An 18,395-nucleotide genomic window follows, 5' to 3' on the forward strand; every position below is an offset into this window, starting at 1 on the left:
GTGAATTCGCTGGGTAACGGAGAACTGGGGAGCGGCAAGCCGGAGGTCGGCAGCTCGCCGGAAGACGTTCAGCGATCCGACGCATTCCCGCTTTCCGCGGCCCAGCTCGGTATGTGGTTCGCGCAACACCTCGATCCCGCCGTTCCGGTCAACATCGCTCAGTACGTCGAACTCCGTGGTGCTCTGGAACTTGACGCCCTTCGGCAGGCCTGCGCAGACGCCGGTCGCGAAATCGGGTCGGCCTTCGTCCGGATCTTCGAGATCGACGCCCAGCCTTACCAGATCATCGACCCCACACTCGATGATTCGGTCGGTTACGTCGACCTTCGTAGTGAAGACGACTCGCACGACGCTGCCATGCGGTGGATGCGAGCAGATCGCAGCCGGCCGATCGACATGCTCACGGACCGCTTGATCTCTGCCACGATCCTGCGGCTCGGCGAGAATCGCTACTACTGGTACACGCGGGTCCACCACACAATTCTCGACGGATTCGGTGCGTCGACGTTCGTCACTCGTGTGGCGGAGCTGTACTCGGCGCGCGTGGAGGGCCGGGATCCGGAGCCGAGTGAGGCCTCCGATCTCCGGAACGTCTACGAGGTGGACAACAAGTACCGCCAGTCGAGTCGTTTCGAAACCGATCGCAAGTACTGGGCAGACAAGATCGAGAATCTCGACGAGATCTCGAGCCTCGCGGGTCGAAGTGCCGCGCCGGCTCCAGTCAGTCGGATCGACAGTGCAGCGCTGTCCAACCACGTCGAGGCTCTGCTCGGGCGGTTCCTCGAGCGCATCGAGAAGACCACTGTTGCCGGCACTGTCGTCGCGGCGTTTGCGGCGTACCTCGCTCAGATGACCGGGCGAGAGGACGTGTCGCTGAGTCTGCCCGTTTCCGGTCGAACAACAGCCGTGCTGCGTCGATCCGGAGGCATGGTCTCCAACGTCGTGCCGCTGCGACTGACCGTCACTGCGGACACCACCGTCCAGGAGCTTCTGGACGACGTCAGGAACGAAATGTCCGGCGCACTGCGCCACCAGCGATACCGACACGAGGACATGGTTCGCGGCGGTGACGGGCCGGGCCGGGGCGGATTCTTCGGCCCGTGGATCAACATCATGATGTTTTCCACCGAGTTGGCGTTCGGGCCCCTCGTCGGCGAACTTCACATCTTGTCCACGGGTTTGATCGAAGACCTCGGTGTCAACCTGTATCAGAGCGTCGGCGATACCCGCACACACATCGACTTCGAGTCGAATCCCAATCTGTACGCGCCCGCGGACGCCCAGCGAAATCACTCGCGGTTCGTAGAGTTTCTCGAGAAGTTCGTCTCGGCCGAAACGAGCCGCAAGGTCTGGGATCTTCCTGTCGCAACCGACGAGGAGCGAAACAAGGTTGCCTTGTGGAACCGCACCGGCTTCCACGTTGCCTCGCAGACCATCACCGAAGCATTCGAGCGTCAGGTCGAGAGAACTCCCGATGCCACCGCTGTCATTTTCGAAGGCGCCAGCCTCACGTACGCCGAATTCGACTCTCGCGCAAATGGTTTGGCTCGTCAACTCATCGCCATGGGTGTTGGGCCCGAATCGCTTGTAGGACTGTCGATCCGCAGGTCTTTGGACTTGATGGTCGGTCTGTACGCGATTGCCAAGGCCGGCGGAGCCTGGGTACCGGTGGATCCCGACCACCCAGCCGACCGCACCGCCTACATTCTCGAGTCGGCGCAGCCCACGTGTGTTGTGACCACTGCGCGGGACGACGTGGATCTGCCCTCGGGCACACGGGTCATCGAGATCGACACACTGGACTATGGGCAGCTCGACAGCAGACCGATCGTCAACGCGGATCGCCTGTCTCCCTTGCATTTCTCGAACACTGCGTACGTGATCTACACCTCGGGTTCGACCGGTCGACCCAAGGGTGTCGCGGTCACTCACTCGGCGATCAACAATCAGCTTCAGTGGATGAACGCCGAGTACGGGCTTTCGGCGTCGGACATCTACCTGCAGAAGACCGCTACGACATTCGACGTGTCGCTGTGGGGATTTTTCATGCCGTTGCAGGTCGGCGCCACGCTCGTCGTCGCGACTCCGGACGGTCATCGAGACCCGATCTACGTGGCGAACAAGATCGCGGAGCTCGGCGTCACGATCACCGACTTCGTGCCATCCATGCTCACGCTGTTCACTGCGAATGCACCTGCCGGATCTTGTGATTCGTTGCGCCACGTGTTCGTCATCGGCGAGGCGCTCCCGCCCGAGACGTCTTCCGCCTTCCGCGAACTCTGTGGAGCCGGACTGCACAACCTGTACGGTCCGACCGAAGCCGCGGTATCGGTCACGTACTACGAGGCCGTGGCCACGGATACTACTTCCGTGCCGATCGGTATGCCGCAGTGGAACACTCAGGCGCACGTACTGGACGGACAACTTCGCCCGACCCCCATCGGGCAGCCGGGTGAGCTCTATCTCGCCGGCGTTCAACTCGCGCGCGGATACGTTGGTCGACCGGACCTGAGCTCGGATCGGTTCGTAGCCAATCCGTACGGCACGGCCGGTGAGCGTATGTACCGGACCGGCGACCTCGTTCGTCGCCGTGAGGACGGAAATCTCGACTACATCGGGCGTACAGACTTCCAGGTGAAGTTCCGCGGGCAGCGCATCGAACTCGGCGAGATCGAGACCGTCCTTCTGGCGCACCCCGACGTTTCGCAGGCTGTCGTTTTGGTGACCGTCACCCCGACCGGTGATCAATTGGTCGGCTACGGCGTGCCGGGTCCAGGCCGAAACATCGATGCTGCGGTGCTCAGTGAGTTCGCCGGCCGAAGCCTCCCGTCGTACATGGTTCCGGCCGCGTTGATGGTGCTCGATGCGTTGCCGCTCAACACGAGTGGCAAATTGGATCGTGCCGGGTTGCCCGAGCCGGTGTTCGCGAGTGCGAAGCAGTACCGCGAGCCCCGCACCGAAATCGAACGCATCGTGGCGGACGTGTTTGCCGACGTTCTCGGTGTCGAGCGCGTCGGTATCGATGACGACTTCTTCGAGCTCGGTGGAAACTCTCTGGTTGCAACACAATTAGTGACGCGAGTGGGTTCGGCATTGGGAGTGCAACTCGGCGTTCGAGAGCTCTTCGAATCCACCACGGTCGCCACCCTGGCGGCCCGCGCCGAGTCGGTGGCGGGCAACGCCAGGCAGCTCACCCCGCTGATCGCCAAGCCTCGTCCCGAGGTCGTCCCGCTCTCGCTTGCGCAGCAGCGCATGTGGTTCATCAACCGTCTCGATCCGTCGACGCCCGCCTACAATCTTCCGTTCACGGTCCGGCTCACCGGTTCGGTGGACCCGTCCGCCCTGCATGCCGCGGTGATGGATCTTCTCGAGCGACACGAGTCCTTGCGGACGATCTACCCTGATGTCGACGGAACCGCGCAACAGCTGGTTCTGCCGGTCGACCGGGCCGCGGTGGAGTTGAATCCGGTCAAGATTCGGAATTCGCATCTCGACGCGGCGCTGTTCGACGTGGCGTCTCGCGGCTTCGACGTGACGCTCGAAATCCCGGTACGGGTTGCCCTCTTCGAGGTGTCTCCGACGGACTACGTCCTGGTGATGGTTCTCCATCACATCGCTGCAGACGGACTGTCGTTCCGTCCGCTCGCACGTGACCTTCTCGTCGCCTACTCGGCGCGAAGTGAGAAGTCTGCGCCGGCGTGGACGCCGCTGCCAATTCAGTACGCCGACTACGCCCTGTGGCAGCGCGAAGCACTGGGATCCGACGAAGACCCGCGCTCGGAGTCGTCTCGCCAGATAAACTTCTGGCGCCGGGCACTTGCCGATCTGCCGGATCAGTTGGATCTGCCGACCGACCGACCTCGTCCTGCCATCGCGTCCAATCACGGCGCCAAGCACCATTTTCAGATCAGCGAACGCACGACGCGCAAGTTGAACGAGTTGGCGCGCTCGAGGAGCGTCTCGCTGTTCATGGTGTTGCAGGCGGCATATGCAACGCTGTTGAGCCGGCTCAGTGGTACCTCCGACATCGCGATCGGTGCCCCGATCGGTGGGCGAGGCGATCAAGCGCTCAACGACGTGATCGGCATGTTCGTGAACACCCTGGTGCTTCGCACCGAGGTCGATCCGAACGAACGATTCGAAGAGTTGCTCGCTCGGGTAAGGGAATCGGGCTTGTCTGCCTACGGGCATGCCGATGTGCCGTTCGAGCGGTTGGTCGAAGTTCTGAGTCCGGCGCGTTCGCAGGCTCGACACCCGCTGTTCCAGGTTGCGCTCACTGCGGAGATCAGTGGACGACGCGAACTGGAATTCTCAGGTGTCAAAGCAGTTGCAGCTGAATTGGAAGTACCGGTCGCCAAATTCGATCTCGAGCTCATGGTGTCCGAGAATCCTGAAGGCAGCGAAGACTCGGACGTCTTGAGCGCCACCTTCACCTATGCCACGGACCTGTTCGATCCGGCCACGGTGAACACTTTCGCTACTCGGTTCGTGCGCATCCTCGATGCCGTGGCTACCCGACCTGAAACGATCGTCGGCGATATCGACCTGCTCTCACGCTCCGAGCGCACCGATCTGACGGTCGTAGCCGCGGATGACACGATGCCCCGGCAGAGTCTCGTCGACATCTTCCTGTCCGGCACGGCTGAGGCGGATTCGGTTGCTGTGCGCTTCGAGGGTCGATCGATCACCTATCGAGAGCTCGATGAGCAGTCGTCGAAGCTCGCACGGGTTCTGATCGGACGTGGCGCCGGCCCCGAGACCATTGTTGCTCTCGCCTTTCCTCGCTCGTACGAGATGGTCTGTGCAGTATGGGCGGTGGCGAAGTCAGGGGCGGCATACGTCCCAGTCGACCCGAGTTATCCGGAAGATCGTGTCCGGCACATGCTGGCCGATTCTTCGGCCGCGATGGGACTCACGTCGGGACAGTTCGTAGATCAGCTTCCTGCGGTCACAGAATGGTTGGTCCTTGACGGCCAGGCGCTGAACGGAGAACTGTCGGCGCAATCTCCAGCGCCGGTCACGGACGAGGACCGAATCGCTCCGATTCACAGTTCTCACGTTGCATATGTCATTTACACATCCGGTTCCACGGGAAAACCGAAGGGTGTCAGCGTCACTCACGGTGGACTCCGTGGGGTCAGAGACGCAGCACAGCGTCGCTACGAGGTAGAACAGTCCTCGCGCTTCCTCCATATCTGTTCACCGAGCTTCGACCCGTCGGTACTCGAATGGATGGTCGCCTTCTCCGCGGGTGCAACTTTGGTGATCGTTACGTCGACAATTATCGGTGGACACGAGTTGTCGGATCTTCTTCATTCCGAGAAGGTCACACACGCGATCATCACTCCCGCAGTACTCGGGACCATGGAGCCGGCAGAGCTGCCTGAATTGCGAGTCGTCTCCGTCGGCGGTGACGTGACCACTCCCGAGTTGCTGGCGAAATGGGCCCCAGGGCGCGCCTACTTCAATGGGTATGGTCCGACCGAGACCACTATCATCTCGTCGTTCGGCGATCTCGCGATCGGCCGATCGATCGACATCGGGCGTCCCGTCGAGGGCATGTCGGCACTGGTACTCGACGAGCGTCTGCATCCTGTTCCAGTCGGTACCAGGGGAGAGCTCTACTTTGCGGGCGCTGCATTGGCTCGCGGCTACCATGAGCGGCGAGGCCTTTCTGCGGAACGGTTTGTCGCCAACCCGTATTCGCCGGATGGCGAGCGAATGTACCGGACCGGCGATGTCGTGCGCTGGACCGGCGGAGACGCGCGCGGTGACGCGGGGGTTCTCGAATACGTCGGCCGCAGTGACTTCCAGGTCAAGGTTCGCGGATTCCGTATCGAACTCGGTGAGATCGACGCAGTTCTGTCCTCGCACGAGTCTGTGCGCTTCGCGGTGACGGTCGGAAGCGAAGGCGCGGCGGGTGTCACAACCCTCGTTTCCTACGTCGAACTGGCTGACGGGTCGAGTTTCGATCGGGACGTGCTCGCCTCGTTCGTGGCGGAGGCTCTGCCGAGCTACATGGTTCCGTCCGTCATCATGGAACTCGCTGAGGTTCCGTTGACCCCGGTGGGCAAATTGGATCGCCGGGCTTTGCCGGAGCCTGTTTTCGAGGTCCGCGAGTTTCGTGCACCCACCACGCCGGTGGAAGAGATTGTCGCGCAGGTGATTGCGGATGTTCTCGGAGTGGAACGAGTCGGCCTCGACGACGACTTCTTTGAACTCGGTGGCAACTCCCTGGTGGCTACTCAGGTCACCTCCCGATTGGGGCGGGCGCTCGACACTACGGTGCCGGTGCGAACGCTGTTCGACGTTTCCACCGTCGAGGCGCTCGCCGCACACATCGAGTCGCACGTAGGTAGCGGCGGGCAGAAGGCGCTCGTCGCACAGGTGCGTCCCGCGGAAATTCCGTTGTCGCTGGCGCAGCAGCGCATGTGGTTCCTGAACCGCTTCGACACCGACTCAGCTGCTTACAACATCACTTTTGCTCTGCACCTGACTGGTCATCTCGATACTGCCGCGATGGAAATGGCGCTGGAGGACGTACTGGCCCGGCACGAGGTGCTCCGAACGGTATATCCGGACGGGGCTTCCGGACCGAAGCAGTCGATTCTGTCGCTTTCGGAGGCGTTCGACGGGCTGACCGTGGAGTCGGTTTCGGATCCGGACGAGCTCGAAAGTCGAGTCGCTGCAATCGGATCCTCAGCGATCGACGTCACTGTCGACGTGCCGATCCGTGTCCGCCTGTTGACGGTCAGCGACACCGAGCACACCCTTGCGATCGTGGTTCATCACATCGCCGCTGACGGTTGGTCGATGGCGCCCCTGGCTCGCGATGTCATGATTGCCTACTCGGCACGCAAGGACGGGATCGCGCCGGCGTGGCAGCCGTTGACTGTGCAGTACGCCGACTATTCGTTGTGGCAGCGTGAGGTTCTGGGGTCGGAAGACGACTCGGAATCACTGATCTCGCAGCAGATCTCGTACTGGACCGAGACTCTGGCAGACCTACCGGATGTGATCGAGCTTCCGTCGGACCGGTCTCGGCCTGATGTGGCGTCGATGCGCGGCGAGCGATTCGCGTTCGAGATCTCCGGGGATGTGCACCGTCGATTGGACGCGCTGGCACGGGAGAACAACGCGACGCTCTTCATGGCGTTGCACTCGGCGCTTGCCGTTCTGATGGCCCGACTGAGCGGAACCTCGGACATCGCCGTGGGCACTCCCGTTGCCGGTCGTGGCGACGAGGCGCTCGACGATCTCGTCGGCATGTTCGTCAACACGCTTGTTCTGCGGACCGAGGTCGACCCGGCCCAGGCATTCACGGATCTGCTGGCTGCGGCGAGTGATTCTGTGCTCGGAGCGTTCGCTCACTCGGACGTGCCCTTCGAGCGGTTGGTGGACGTCTTGGCTCCCGCCCGGTCGCAGGCCAGACATCCGCTGTTCCAGGTCGTGCTGTCCTTGCAGAATCTCGCGCAAACGGCATTGGAACTGCCGGGACTGGCGATCAAGGCCGCCGAAATCGACACGACCACTGCCAAGTTCGACCTCGAACTCGCAGTAACAGAGTCGATCGGCGAAGACGGGATCCAGCAAGGGCTCTCGGCCGAATTCACGTTTGCTGCAGATCTGTTCGACGTTTCGACGGTCGAGGGGTTTGCTCGGCGTCTGGTTCGTATCCTCGAGACCGTCGTGTCGGTTCCTTCGATTGTCGTCGGTGACATCGATATTCTCGATGCGGCCGAGCGGGGTGTGCTGGCCGATGTTCATGGAGGTCAGTCGGTCTCGGGAACCCTGGTCGAGATCCTCACAGCGGCGGCCGCTTTGGATCCGTCGGCGGATGCGATTCGCTTCGACGGTCAGTCAATCAGCTACCGCGAACTCGACGAGCGGTCGTCGCGACTCGCTCGTGTTCTGATTGAGAAGGGCGTCGGGCCGGAGGATCGGGTCGCGATCGCGATTCCGCGTTCGGCCGATTCGGTTCTCGCTCTGTGGGCAGTGGTGAAAACGGGTGCTGCATTCGTGCCCGTCGACCCGACGTATCCGGTTGACCGTATCGCCCACATGATCTCCGATTCCGGTGCGGTGCTGGGTCTTGCGCTCAGTGACGTCGAGGCAGGATTGCCGTCGGCGTTGACGTGGGTTGTTCTCGACGACGAGAAGACAGTGGCGGCGTGCGCGGCAGAATCTTGCGCGCCGGTGAGTGATTCGGATCGACGCAGTGCGATCGACGAGCGGCAGCCTGCTTACGTCATCTACACCTCTGGCACCACGGGTCTGCCCAAGGGCGTTGTGGTCACCAATGCGGGTGTGGCGAACTTCTGCGCCGAGCAGGTCGAGCGCTATGCGCTGACCGCGGATGCTCGAACGCTGCATTTCGCCTCGCCGAGTTTCGATGCTTCTGTTCTCGAGTTGCTGATGGCATTCGGAGCAGCATCGACGATGGTGATTGCGCCGACGACGGTGTACGGCGGCGCGGAATTGGCCGAGATCTTGCGCTCGGAGGGCGTGACGCATGCGTTCGTGACGCCCGCTGCGCTGGCATCAGTGGATCCGAGCGGGCTCGACGCGTTGCGGGTGGTTGTCGTCGGTGGCGAAGCCAGTTCGCGGTCTCTCGTTGCCAAGTGGGCGGTGCCGCTTCCGGATGGCGGTGTGCGTGGATTCTTCAATGCGTACGGTCCGACGGAGTCGACAGTCGCCTCGAACATCAGCGATACGCTGACCGCGTTTGATCGTATGAACATCGGCGGCCCGATTCGGGGAATGGCCGCGCGGATCTTGGACGGCCGCTTGCAGCCCGTTCCGGTTGGTGTCGCAGGTGAGTTGTACGTGTCGGGTGTTCAGGTCGCTCGTGGATACCTGGGACAGCCGGCATTGACAGCGGGTCGTTTTGTCGCAGACCCGTTCGGGGCGCCGGGAGAGCGGTTGTACCGCACGGGTGACGTGGTCCGGTGGATCGACGGTGGCGCAGTGGAGTACGTGGGCCGCAGTGACTTCCAGGTCAAGATCCGTGGGTTCCGTATCGAACTCGGCGAGATCGAGGCCGCGCTGACCCGTTGCGCGGGCGTTGCGCAAGCTGTTGCTCTCGTTCGTTCCGACGATCACTTCGGAGATCGTCTCGTTGCATACGTCGTGCCGCAGGCCGGCGCCGAGGTGGATCCCGCACAGGTCATCGAGTCGGTGTCGACGTTCCTGACCGGCTACATGGTCCCCGACTCGGTACTGGTGCTCGATTCGATTCCGTTGACCACCGCGGGCAAGACGGACATCAAGGCTCTGCCCTCGCCCGTATTCGAGTCCAAGGTGTACCAGGCGCCGATCACGACCGTCGAAGAGACTGTCGCGCAGGTGTTCTCCGAAGTTCTCGGAGTCGCACAGGTTGGCCGCGACGACGATTTCTTCGAACTCGGCGGCAACTCGTTGATCGCGACCCGTGTCGCCGCTCGGCTGGGAGAGGCGCTCGACACAAGCGTTCCGGTTCGTGCGCTCTTCGAAGCGTCGACCGTGCAGTCACTCGCCGTCCGGCTCGAGCTGCACGCCGGTTCGGGCGCCACCGCCCCACTGGTGCAGCAGCCCCGGCCAGCTCGGATCCCACTTTCGTTGGCGCAGCAGCGCATGTGGTTCCTGAACAGGTTCGAACCCGCGTCGGCAGTGAACAACGTCCCGGCGGCGATCAGGATTTCGGGCGCCCTCGATGTGGCAGCTCTTGACGCCGCCGTGATCGATGTCGTGGGCCGACACGAATCACTGCGAACTGTGTATCCAGACGTCGACGGCGTCGGCTATCAGGACGTCCTCGACGTCCAAGACGTTGTCGTCGATCTCAGCCCCGTGTCGATCACGGAAGATCGCCTGGCTGCGGGCGTCGCCGAGCTGGCGACAGTCGGCTTCGACGTGACGTCCGAAGTCCCGTTGCGCGCCAAGCTCTTCAAAGTCGGCGACAGCGAATACGTCCTGGTGTTCGTCGTGCATCACATCTCGACCGACGGTTTCTCGATGGGTCCGTTGACCCGTGACGTGATGGTTGCCTACGAAGCACGTACACGAGCGTCGGTGCCGGCTTGGACGCCGTTGCCGGTGCAGTACGCCGATTACTCGTTGTGGCAGCGTGAGGTTCTCGGGTCCGAGGACGATCCGCGGTCCGTGATCGCGAAGCAGATTGCGTTCTGGTCGGATGCGTTGGCTGATCTTCCGGAGCAGTTGGATCTGCCTGCCGATCGTCCGCGTCCCGAGGTCGCTTCAGGGCGCGGAGCCGAGGTCGAGTTCGATATCGACGCCACCCTGCACGAAGCTGTCAATTCGATTGCGCACAGCAGTAACTCGACACCGTTCATGGTTGTTCACGCAGCGCTCGCCGTCGTACTTTCTCGTTTGTCCGCAACGACCGACATCGCGATCGGTACACCGATCGCGGGTCGCGGTGAGGCGCAGCTCGACGATCTGATCGGTATGTTCGTCAACACTTTGGTGTTGCGCACCGAGGTTGATCCGTCGATGTCGTTCACGGATCTGTTGGCTTCGGCGCGTGAGGTGGATTTGCAGGCGTTCGCGCATGCGGATGTTCCGTTCGAGCGTGTGGTGGAGGTTCTCGATCCGGTTCGTTCGCAGGCTCGTCATCCGTTGTTCCAGGTGGCGTTGACGTTCCAGAACCACGAACAGACAACGCTCGAACTGGGCGACCTCGAAGTGTCGATCGAAAGTGCCGATCTTGCGTTGGCGAAATTCGACCTCCAGTTGACCCTGACCGAACGAACCGACGAGGCCGGCGCACCCGCCGGAATGTCCGCCTCTTTGACGTATGCGACGGATCTGTTCGACGAGTCGACCGTTGTGGAATTCGGTGATCGGCTGGTAAGGACCTTCCGTGCGGTGACTGCTGATCCCACCGTAGCGGTGGGTGACGTTGACATCTTGGTCGATGGAGAACGAAACCTGCTGTCCCGCTTCAGTGCCGGCCAGATCGATCATGGTGTGGATTCGACGTTGTCGGCGTGGTTCGATGATGCTGCTGCGCGGTTTGGTGATCGGGTTGCGGTGCGGTTCGGTGGCGAGTCGTTGTCGTATGGTGAGTTGTCGGTGCGGGCTAATCGTTTGGCGCGCAGGTTGATTGCTCAGGGTTGTGGTCCGGAGTCGTTGGTGGCGGTGGCGTTGCCGCGGTCGGCGGATCTTGTGGTGGCGTTGTTGGCGGTGGTGAAGTCCGGTGCGGGGTATTTGCCGGTAGATCCGTCGTATCCGGCTGATCGTGTCGAGTTCATGTTGGCTGATGCTGCTCCGGTGGCTGCGATTTCGTGGTCCGGGCGTGAGTTGGTGTTGCCCGCTGGTTTGCCGGTGGTTGATATCGACGCGGTGGATGTGTCGGAGTTCGATGGCTCGGTGGTTTCGGATGCGGATCGTGTTGCGCCGTTGCGGTCGTCGAATGTTGCGTATGTGATTTACACGTCGGGTTCGACGGGTCGCCCGAAGGGTGTGCAGGTTCCGCACACGACGGTGGCGAAGTTGTTTGCGAATACCGAGGGTGTGTACGGGTTCGACGAATCCGATGTGTGGACGATGTTCCACAGTTATGCGTTCGACTTCTCGGTGTGGGAGTTGTGGGGTCCGCTGTTGTACGGCGGCACGTTGGTGGTTGTGGATTATGTGACGTCGCGGTCGCCGGAGCAGTTCTTGGAGTTGCTTGCTGCTGAGCGGGTGACGGTGCTCAATCAGACGCCGTCGGCGTTCTATCAGTTGGCCGAGGCTGATCGGTTGGCGTCGGAATCCGGTCGGGCTGCTGAGTTGTCGTTGCGGTGGGTTGTTTTCGGCGGCGAGGCGCTCGAGTTGCGTCGCTTGTCGGATTGGTACGGCCGCCGCGGTGACTTCGCGCCGACGTTGGTGAACATGTACGGCATCACGGAGACGACGGTGCATGTGAGCCATCGTGTGTTGGATGCTGCGTTGGCGGCGGATGCGTCGGCGAGTGTTGTGGGTCAGGCTATTTCGGGTCTGCAGGTGTTCGTGCTCGATACGCGTTTGGCTCCGGTGCCTGTTGGTGTCGCGGGTGAGATGTATGTCTCTGGTGTTCAGTTGGCTCGGGGTTATCTGGGTCAGGCGGGGTTGACGTCGACGCGGTTTGTGGCGAATCCGTTCAATGCCGGCGAGGTGTTGTACCGCACGGGTGACGTCGCGTCGTGGAACAGTGCTGGTGATTTGGAGTATCTGGGTCGCGCGGATGATCAGGTGAAGATCCGTGGTTTCCGGATCGAGATCGGTGAGATCGAGTCTGCGGTGTTGGCGGATGTGTCGGTGGCGCAGACGGCGGTGGTTGTTCGTGAGGATTCTCCGGGTGATCAGCGGTTGGTGGCGTATGTGGTTCCGGCTGCGGGTGTGAGCGTTTCGGTCGACGATCTTCGGGTGTCGGTGGGTTCGTTGTTGCCGGAGTACATGGTGCCGTCGGCGTTTGTGGTGTTGGATTCGATTCCGTTGACGGTGAACGGGAAGTTGGATCGTCGGGCGTTGCCGGTTCCGTCGTTGCAGGTTGCGGTGTTCCGTGCTCCGACGTCGGTGGTGGAAGAGGTTGTTGCGCAGACGTTTGCGGATGTTCTGGGCGTCGAGCGTGTTGGTTTGGATGATGATTTCTTCGCGCTCGGTGGTAATTCGCTGATTGCGACGCAGGTGACGTCTCGGTTGGGTCAGGCGTTGGATGCTTCGGTGTCGGTGCGGGAGTTGTTCGAGGCGTCGACGGTGGAGGCGTTGGCTGCTCGTTTGGGTTCTCATGTCGGTGGCGGTTCACGTGCGGCGTTGACTGCGCAGGTGCGTCCGGTTCGGGTTCCGTTGTCGTTGGCGCAGCAGCGCATGTGGTTCCTCAACCGATTCGACACCGATTCTGCTGTCAACAATGTCCCTGTTGCCGTTCGGCTCACGGGTGCGCTCGATCTGGCGGCCCTGAATTCGGCAGTTCACGACGTTATCGGCCGCCACGAGGTTCTGCGCACGGTCTACCCCGAGGTCGACGGCGTCGGCTACCAGAAGATCTGCTCGGTAGAAGATGTCTCGATCGATCTCGGCGCAGAACGCGTCACAAACGACCGAATCCAGGCGGAGCTGTATTCGTTCTTCGCCCAGGGCTTCGATGTTACTGTCGAGGTTCCGTTGCGCGCCAAGCTTTTTCAGGTCGCCGATGACGACTTCGTGTTGTCGTTCGTGATGCATCACATCTCGACCGACGGCTTCTCGATGGGCCCGTTGACCCGCGACGTCATGACCGCCTACTACGCCCGAACCAACGGCCAGGCTCCGACCTGGACGCCGTTGCCGGTGCAGTACGCCGACTATTCGTTGTGGCAGCGTGAGGTTCTCGGGTCCGAGGACGATCCGCAGTCCATGATCGCGAAGCAGATTGCGTTCTGGTCGGATGCGTTGGCTGATCTTCCGGAGCAGTTGGATCTGCCTGGTGATCGTCCGCGTCCCGAGATTGCTTCAGGGCGCGGCGCCAATCACAGTTTCACCATCGAACCGCAGCTGTGGTCTGAGCTGGACGAACTGGCCAAGGCAACGAACGCAACTCCGTTCATGGTTGTTCACTCGGCTCTGGCGGTGCTGTTGGCACGACTGTCCGCGACGACCGACATTGCGATCGGTGCCCCGATCGCGGGTCGTGGTGAAGCCGAGCTCGACGATCTGATCGGTATGTTCGTCAATACCTTGGTGCTGCGTACCGAGGTTGATCCGTCGATGTCGTTTGCCGAGTTGTTGGCGTCGGCGCGTGAGGTGGATTTGCAGGCGTTCGCGCATGCGGATGTTCCGTTCGAGCGTGTGGTGGAGGTTCTCGATCCGGTTCGTTCGCAGGCTCGTCATCCGTTGTTCCAGGTGGCGTTGACGTTCCAGAACCTTGGACAGAGTGCTCTCGAACTGCCCGGACTCACCGCCGCTGCTGTGGAATTCGACGCAGCACTGGCCAAGTTCGATCTGCAATTCACACTTGAAGACGCCGCTGACGCCGGTATGTCCGGCACCCTGACCTACGCGACGGATCTGTTCGACGCGTCGACAGCGGCCGAGTTCGCTGATCGGTTCGTGTCCGTCCTCCGTGGCGTTGTCGCGAATCCGGCCGCTGCCGTTGGCGACGTGGATGTTATGAGCGCCTGTGAGTTGGATCGCGTTCTGTCATGGAGCGACACGGGTGTCGACAGTGGTGTGGATTCGACGTTGTCGGCGTGGTTCGATGATGCTGCTGCGCGGTTTGGTGATCGGGTTGCGGTGCGGTTCGGTGGCGAGTCGTTGTCGTATGGTGAGTTGTCGGTGCGGGCTAATCGTTTGGCGCGCAGGTTGATTGCTCAGGGTTGTGGTCCGGAGTCGTTGGTGGCGGTGGCGTTGCCGCGGTCGGCGGATCTTGTGGTGGCGTTGTTGGCGGTGGTGAAGTCCGGTGCGGGGTATTTGCCGGTAGATCCGTCGTATCCGGCTGATCGTGTCGAGTTCATGTTGGCTGATGCTGCTCCGGTGGCTGCGATTTCGTGGTCCGGGCGTGAGTTGGTGTTGCCCGCTGGTTTGCCGGTGGTTGATATCGACGCGGTGGATGTGTCGGAGTTCGATGGCTCGGTGGTTTCGGATGCGGATCGTGTTGCGCCGTTGCGGTCGTCGAATGTTGCGTATGTGATTTACACGTCGGGTTCGACGGGTCGCCCGAAGGGTGTGCAGGTTCCGCACACGACGGTGGCGAAGTTGTTTGCGAATACCGAGGGTGTGTACGGGTTCGACGAATCCGATGTGTGGACGATGTTCCACAGTTATGCGTTCGACTTCTCGGTGTGGGAGTTGTGGGGTCCGCTGTTGTACGGCGGCACGTTGGTGGTTGTGGATTATGTGACGTCGCGGTCGCCGGAGCAGTTCTTGGAGTTGCTTGCTGCTGAGCGGGTGACGGTGCTCAATCAGACGCCGTCGGCGTTCTATCAGTTGGCCGAGGCTGATCGGTTGGCGTCGGAATCCGGTCGGGCTGCTGAGTTGTCGTTGCGGTGGGTTGTTTTCGGCGGCGAGGCGCTCGAGTTGCGTCGCTTGTCGGATTGGTACGGCCGCCGCGGTGACTTCGCGCCGACGTTGGTGAACATGTACGGCATCACGGAGACGACGGTGCATGTGAGCCATCGTGTGTTGGATGCTGCGTTGGCGGCGGATGCGTCGGCGAGTGTTGTGGGTCAGGCTATTTCGGGTCTGCAGGTGTTCGTGCTCGATACGCGTTTGGCTCCGGTGCCTGTTGGTGTCGCGGGTGAGATGTATGTCTCTGGTGTTCAGTTGGCTCGGGGTTATCTGGGTCAGGCGGGGTTGACGTCGACGCGGTTTGTGGCGAATCCGTTCAATGCCGGCGAGGTGTTGTACCGCACGGGTGACGTCGCGTCGTGGAACAGTGCTGGTGATTTGGAGTATCTGGGTCGCGCGGATGATCAGGTGAAGATCCGTGGTTTCCGGATCGAGATCGGTGAGATCGAGTCTGCGGTGTTGGCGGATGTGTCGGTGGCGCAGACGGCGGTGGTTGTTCGTGAGGATTCTCCGGGTGATCAGCGGTTGGTGGCGTATGTGGTTCCGGCTGCGGGTGTGAGCGTTTCGGTCGACGATCTTCGGGTGTCGGTGGGTTCGTTGTTGCCGGAGTACATGGTGCCGTCGGCGTTTGTGGTGTTGGATTCGATTCCGTTGACGGTGAACGGGAAGTTGGATCGTCGGGCGTTGCCGGTTCCGTCGTTGCAGGTTGCGGTGTTCCGTGCTCCGACGTCGGTGGTGGAAGAGGTTGTTGCGCAGACGTTTGCGGATGTTCTGGGCGTCGAGCGTGTTGGTTTGGATGATGATTTCTTCGCGCTCGGTGGTAATTCGCTGATTGCGACGCAGGTGACGTCTCGGTTGGGTCAGGCGTTGGATGCTTCGGTGTCGGTGCGGGAGTTGTTCGAGGCGTCGACGGTGGAGGCGTTGGCTGCTCGTTTGGGTTCTCATGTCGGTGGCGGTTCACGTGCGGCGTTGACTGCGCAGGTGCGTCCGGTTCGGGTTCCGTTGTCGTTGGCGCAGCAGCGCATGTGGTTCCTCAACCAGTTGGATACGAGCTCGGCAGGGAACAACGTCCCGGTTGCGATAACTCTCACCGGAGAACTGGACGTCTTGGGGCTGGAGCAAGCGGTCGCCGACGTTATCGGCCGTCACGAGGTTCTGCGCACGGTCTACCCCGAGGTCGACGGCGTCGGCTACCAGAAGATCGTTGCACCGGCTGATGTCGACGTGAACCTCGCTGCAACCTCAGTCTCGGATTCGGAGATCGTTTCCGAGGTAACGAACTTCGTAGCGGCAGGCTTCGACGTGACGGCCGAGGTGCCGTTGCGCGCCAAGCTTTTCCAGATCAAGGCCGACGAGCACGTTCTGGTATTCGTGGTGCATCACATCTCGACCGACGGTTTCTCGATGGGCCCGTTGACCCGCGACGTCATGACCGCCTACTACGCCCGAACCAACGGCCAGGCTCCGACCTGGACGCCGTTGCCGGTGCAGTACGCCGACTATTCGTTGTGGCAGCGTGAGGTTCTCGGGTCCGAGGACGATCCGCAGTCCGTCATCGCGCAACAGATCACTTACTGGGCGCAAGCACTGGACGGCGTGCCCGAACAGTTGAATCTTCCGGGGGATCGGGCTCGGCCGGCGGTATTCTCCGGTCAGGGAGCGACATTCGAATTCTCGATCGGTCAGGAATTGCATGAGCGGCTGATCAGCGTGGGCCGGGAACACAATGCGTCGATGTTCATGGTGGTCCATGCGGCTCTGGCGTCGCTTCTCGCTCGTCTGTCGGGAACAACGGACATCAACATCGGTGCACCGATGGCCGGGCGAGGTGAATCCGAACTCGACGATTTGATCGGAATGTTCGTCAACACCCTGGTTTTGCGTACCGAGGTTGATCCTTCGGCGGCGTTCACAACACTTCTGGCCTCGGCTCGGGAAACCGACCTTCAGGCGTTCGCGCACTCGGACCTTCCGTTCGAGCGGCTCGTGGAAGTGCTGGATCCCGTTCGGTCGAGGGCACATCACCCGCTGTTCCAGGTGGCATTGGCATTTCAGAACCTGGGGCAGAACTCGTTGGCTCTGCCCGGTCTGACGGCGGCCGAGTTCGAAATCGACGAGACCGTGGCCAAGTTCGACCTGCAGCTCACGATCAGTGAGGTATCAGAAGGGCTGTCGGCGACGTTCACGTACGCGACGGATCTGTTCGACGAATCGACCGTCCGCGGATTCGCCGCACGATTGATGCGCATTCTGAACGGAATTGCGACGGACCCCGCAACTTCAGTGGGTGACATCGAAATCCTCGACGCGTCCGAGCGTGAGGTTCTGACGAGTCAAAGGGCTTCGTCAGGAGTAGCGCAGGCGCCGTTGGCCGAGATTCTTGCCGACGCTGCTGCGCGCTACCCGGACAACGTCGCTTTGCGCTACCCCGGCACGGCGCAGGCCGCGGCCGGTAGGTCCATGACGTATCGCGAGGTCGACGAGTGGTCGTCGAGGCTGGCCCGCGTTTTGATCAACCGTGGTCTCGGGGCTGAAGATCTTGTGGCGGTGTCGATTCCGAGATCCGTCGAATCGGTACTCGCGGTCTGGGCAGTGTCGAAGACCGGGGCAGCGGTCGTTCCGATCGATCCGCACTATCCGGCAGACCGTATCGCGCACATGCTCAGCGACTCGGGTGCGAAGGTTGGCCTGACCCTCGACGTCGAACGTCCGAATCTCGCCGACGACGTCGAGTGGTTGGTCGTGGACGGACCGCTCGGCGAACAGATGATCGCCGGAGTGTCCGGAGCGCCAATAGATGCCGAGGAACGTGTCCGTGCACTGACGACTGCTCATCCGGCTTGGGTCATCTACACCTCCGGCACGACAGGACTGCCGAAGGGCGTTGTCGCGACCAACGCGGGACTGGCGAGCTTCAGTGTCACGCAGGCCGCGCATTACCTCGTGAAGCCCACCTCGCGGACATTGCACTTCGCGTCACCGAGTTTCGACGCGTCGATGCTCGAGTTGTTCCTCGCGGTGGCCACCGGCGCGACGATGGTCATCGTCCCGCCTGGCGTGTACGGCGGCGACGAACTGGCTGAGGTGTTCCGTAGCGAACGAGTCACGCATGCGTTCATCACACCCGCTGCCCTGGCGTCGATGGACCCGAGCGGCCTGGACGACCTGACGGTGGTAGGCGTGGGTGGCGAAGCGTATTCGCCGGAACTGATCAGCAAGTGGACGACAGGGGACGGATCGGCCGCGTCGGCTTCGGCTCCCAGGACATTCCTGAATGTCTACGGCCCGACCGAGACGACGATCGTGACGAACGTCAGCGTTCCGCTTCTGCCCGGTGACCGAATGGACATCGGCGCCACGATCGGTGACATGGCAGCATTCGTCCTGGA

Annotated in this window: 1 protein-coding gene (running past one end of the window); it reads left to right on the top strand. The window is 61.8% G+C overall.

Translation table 11 applies throughout. From position 1 onward, the window contains the following. Positions 1–18,395: the 5' portion of a non-ribosomal peptide synthase/polyketide synthase gene (locus M0639_RS09115; protein ID WP_248671225.1), read on the top strand. The gene runs 10,393 nt beyond the window's last position; the window shows 18,395 of its 28,788 coding nt (coding positions 1–18,395); the start codon lies at positions 1–3; its stop codon lies beyond the right edge, outside the window.

This window comes from Rhodococcus qingshengii JCM 15477, from assembly GCF_023221595.1.
Classification (GTDB): Bacteria; Actinomycetota; Actinomycetes; order Mycobacteriales; family Mycobacteriaceae; genus Rhodococcus_F; species Rhodococcus_F qingshengii.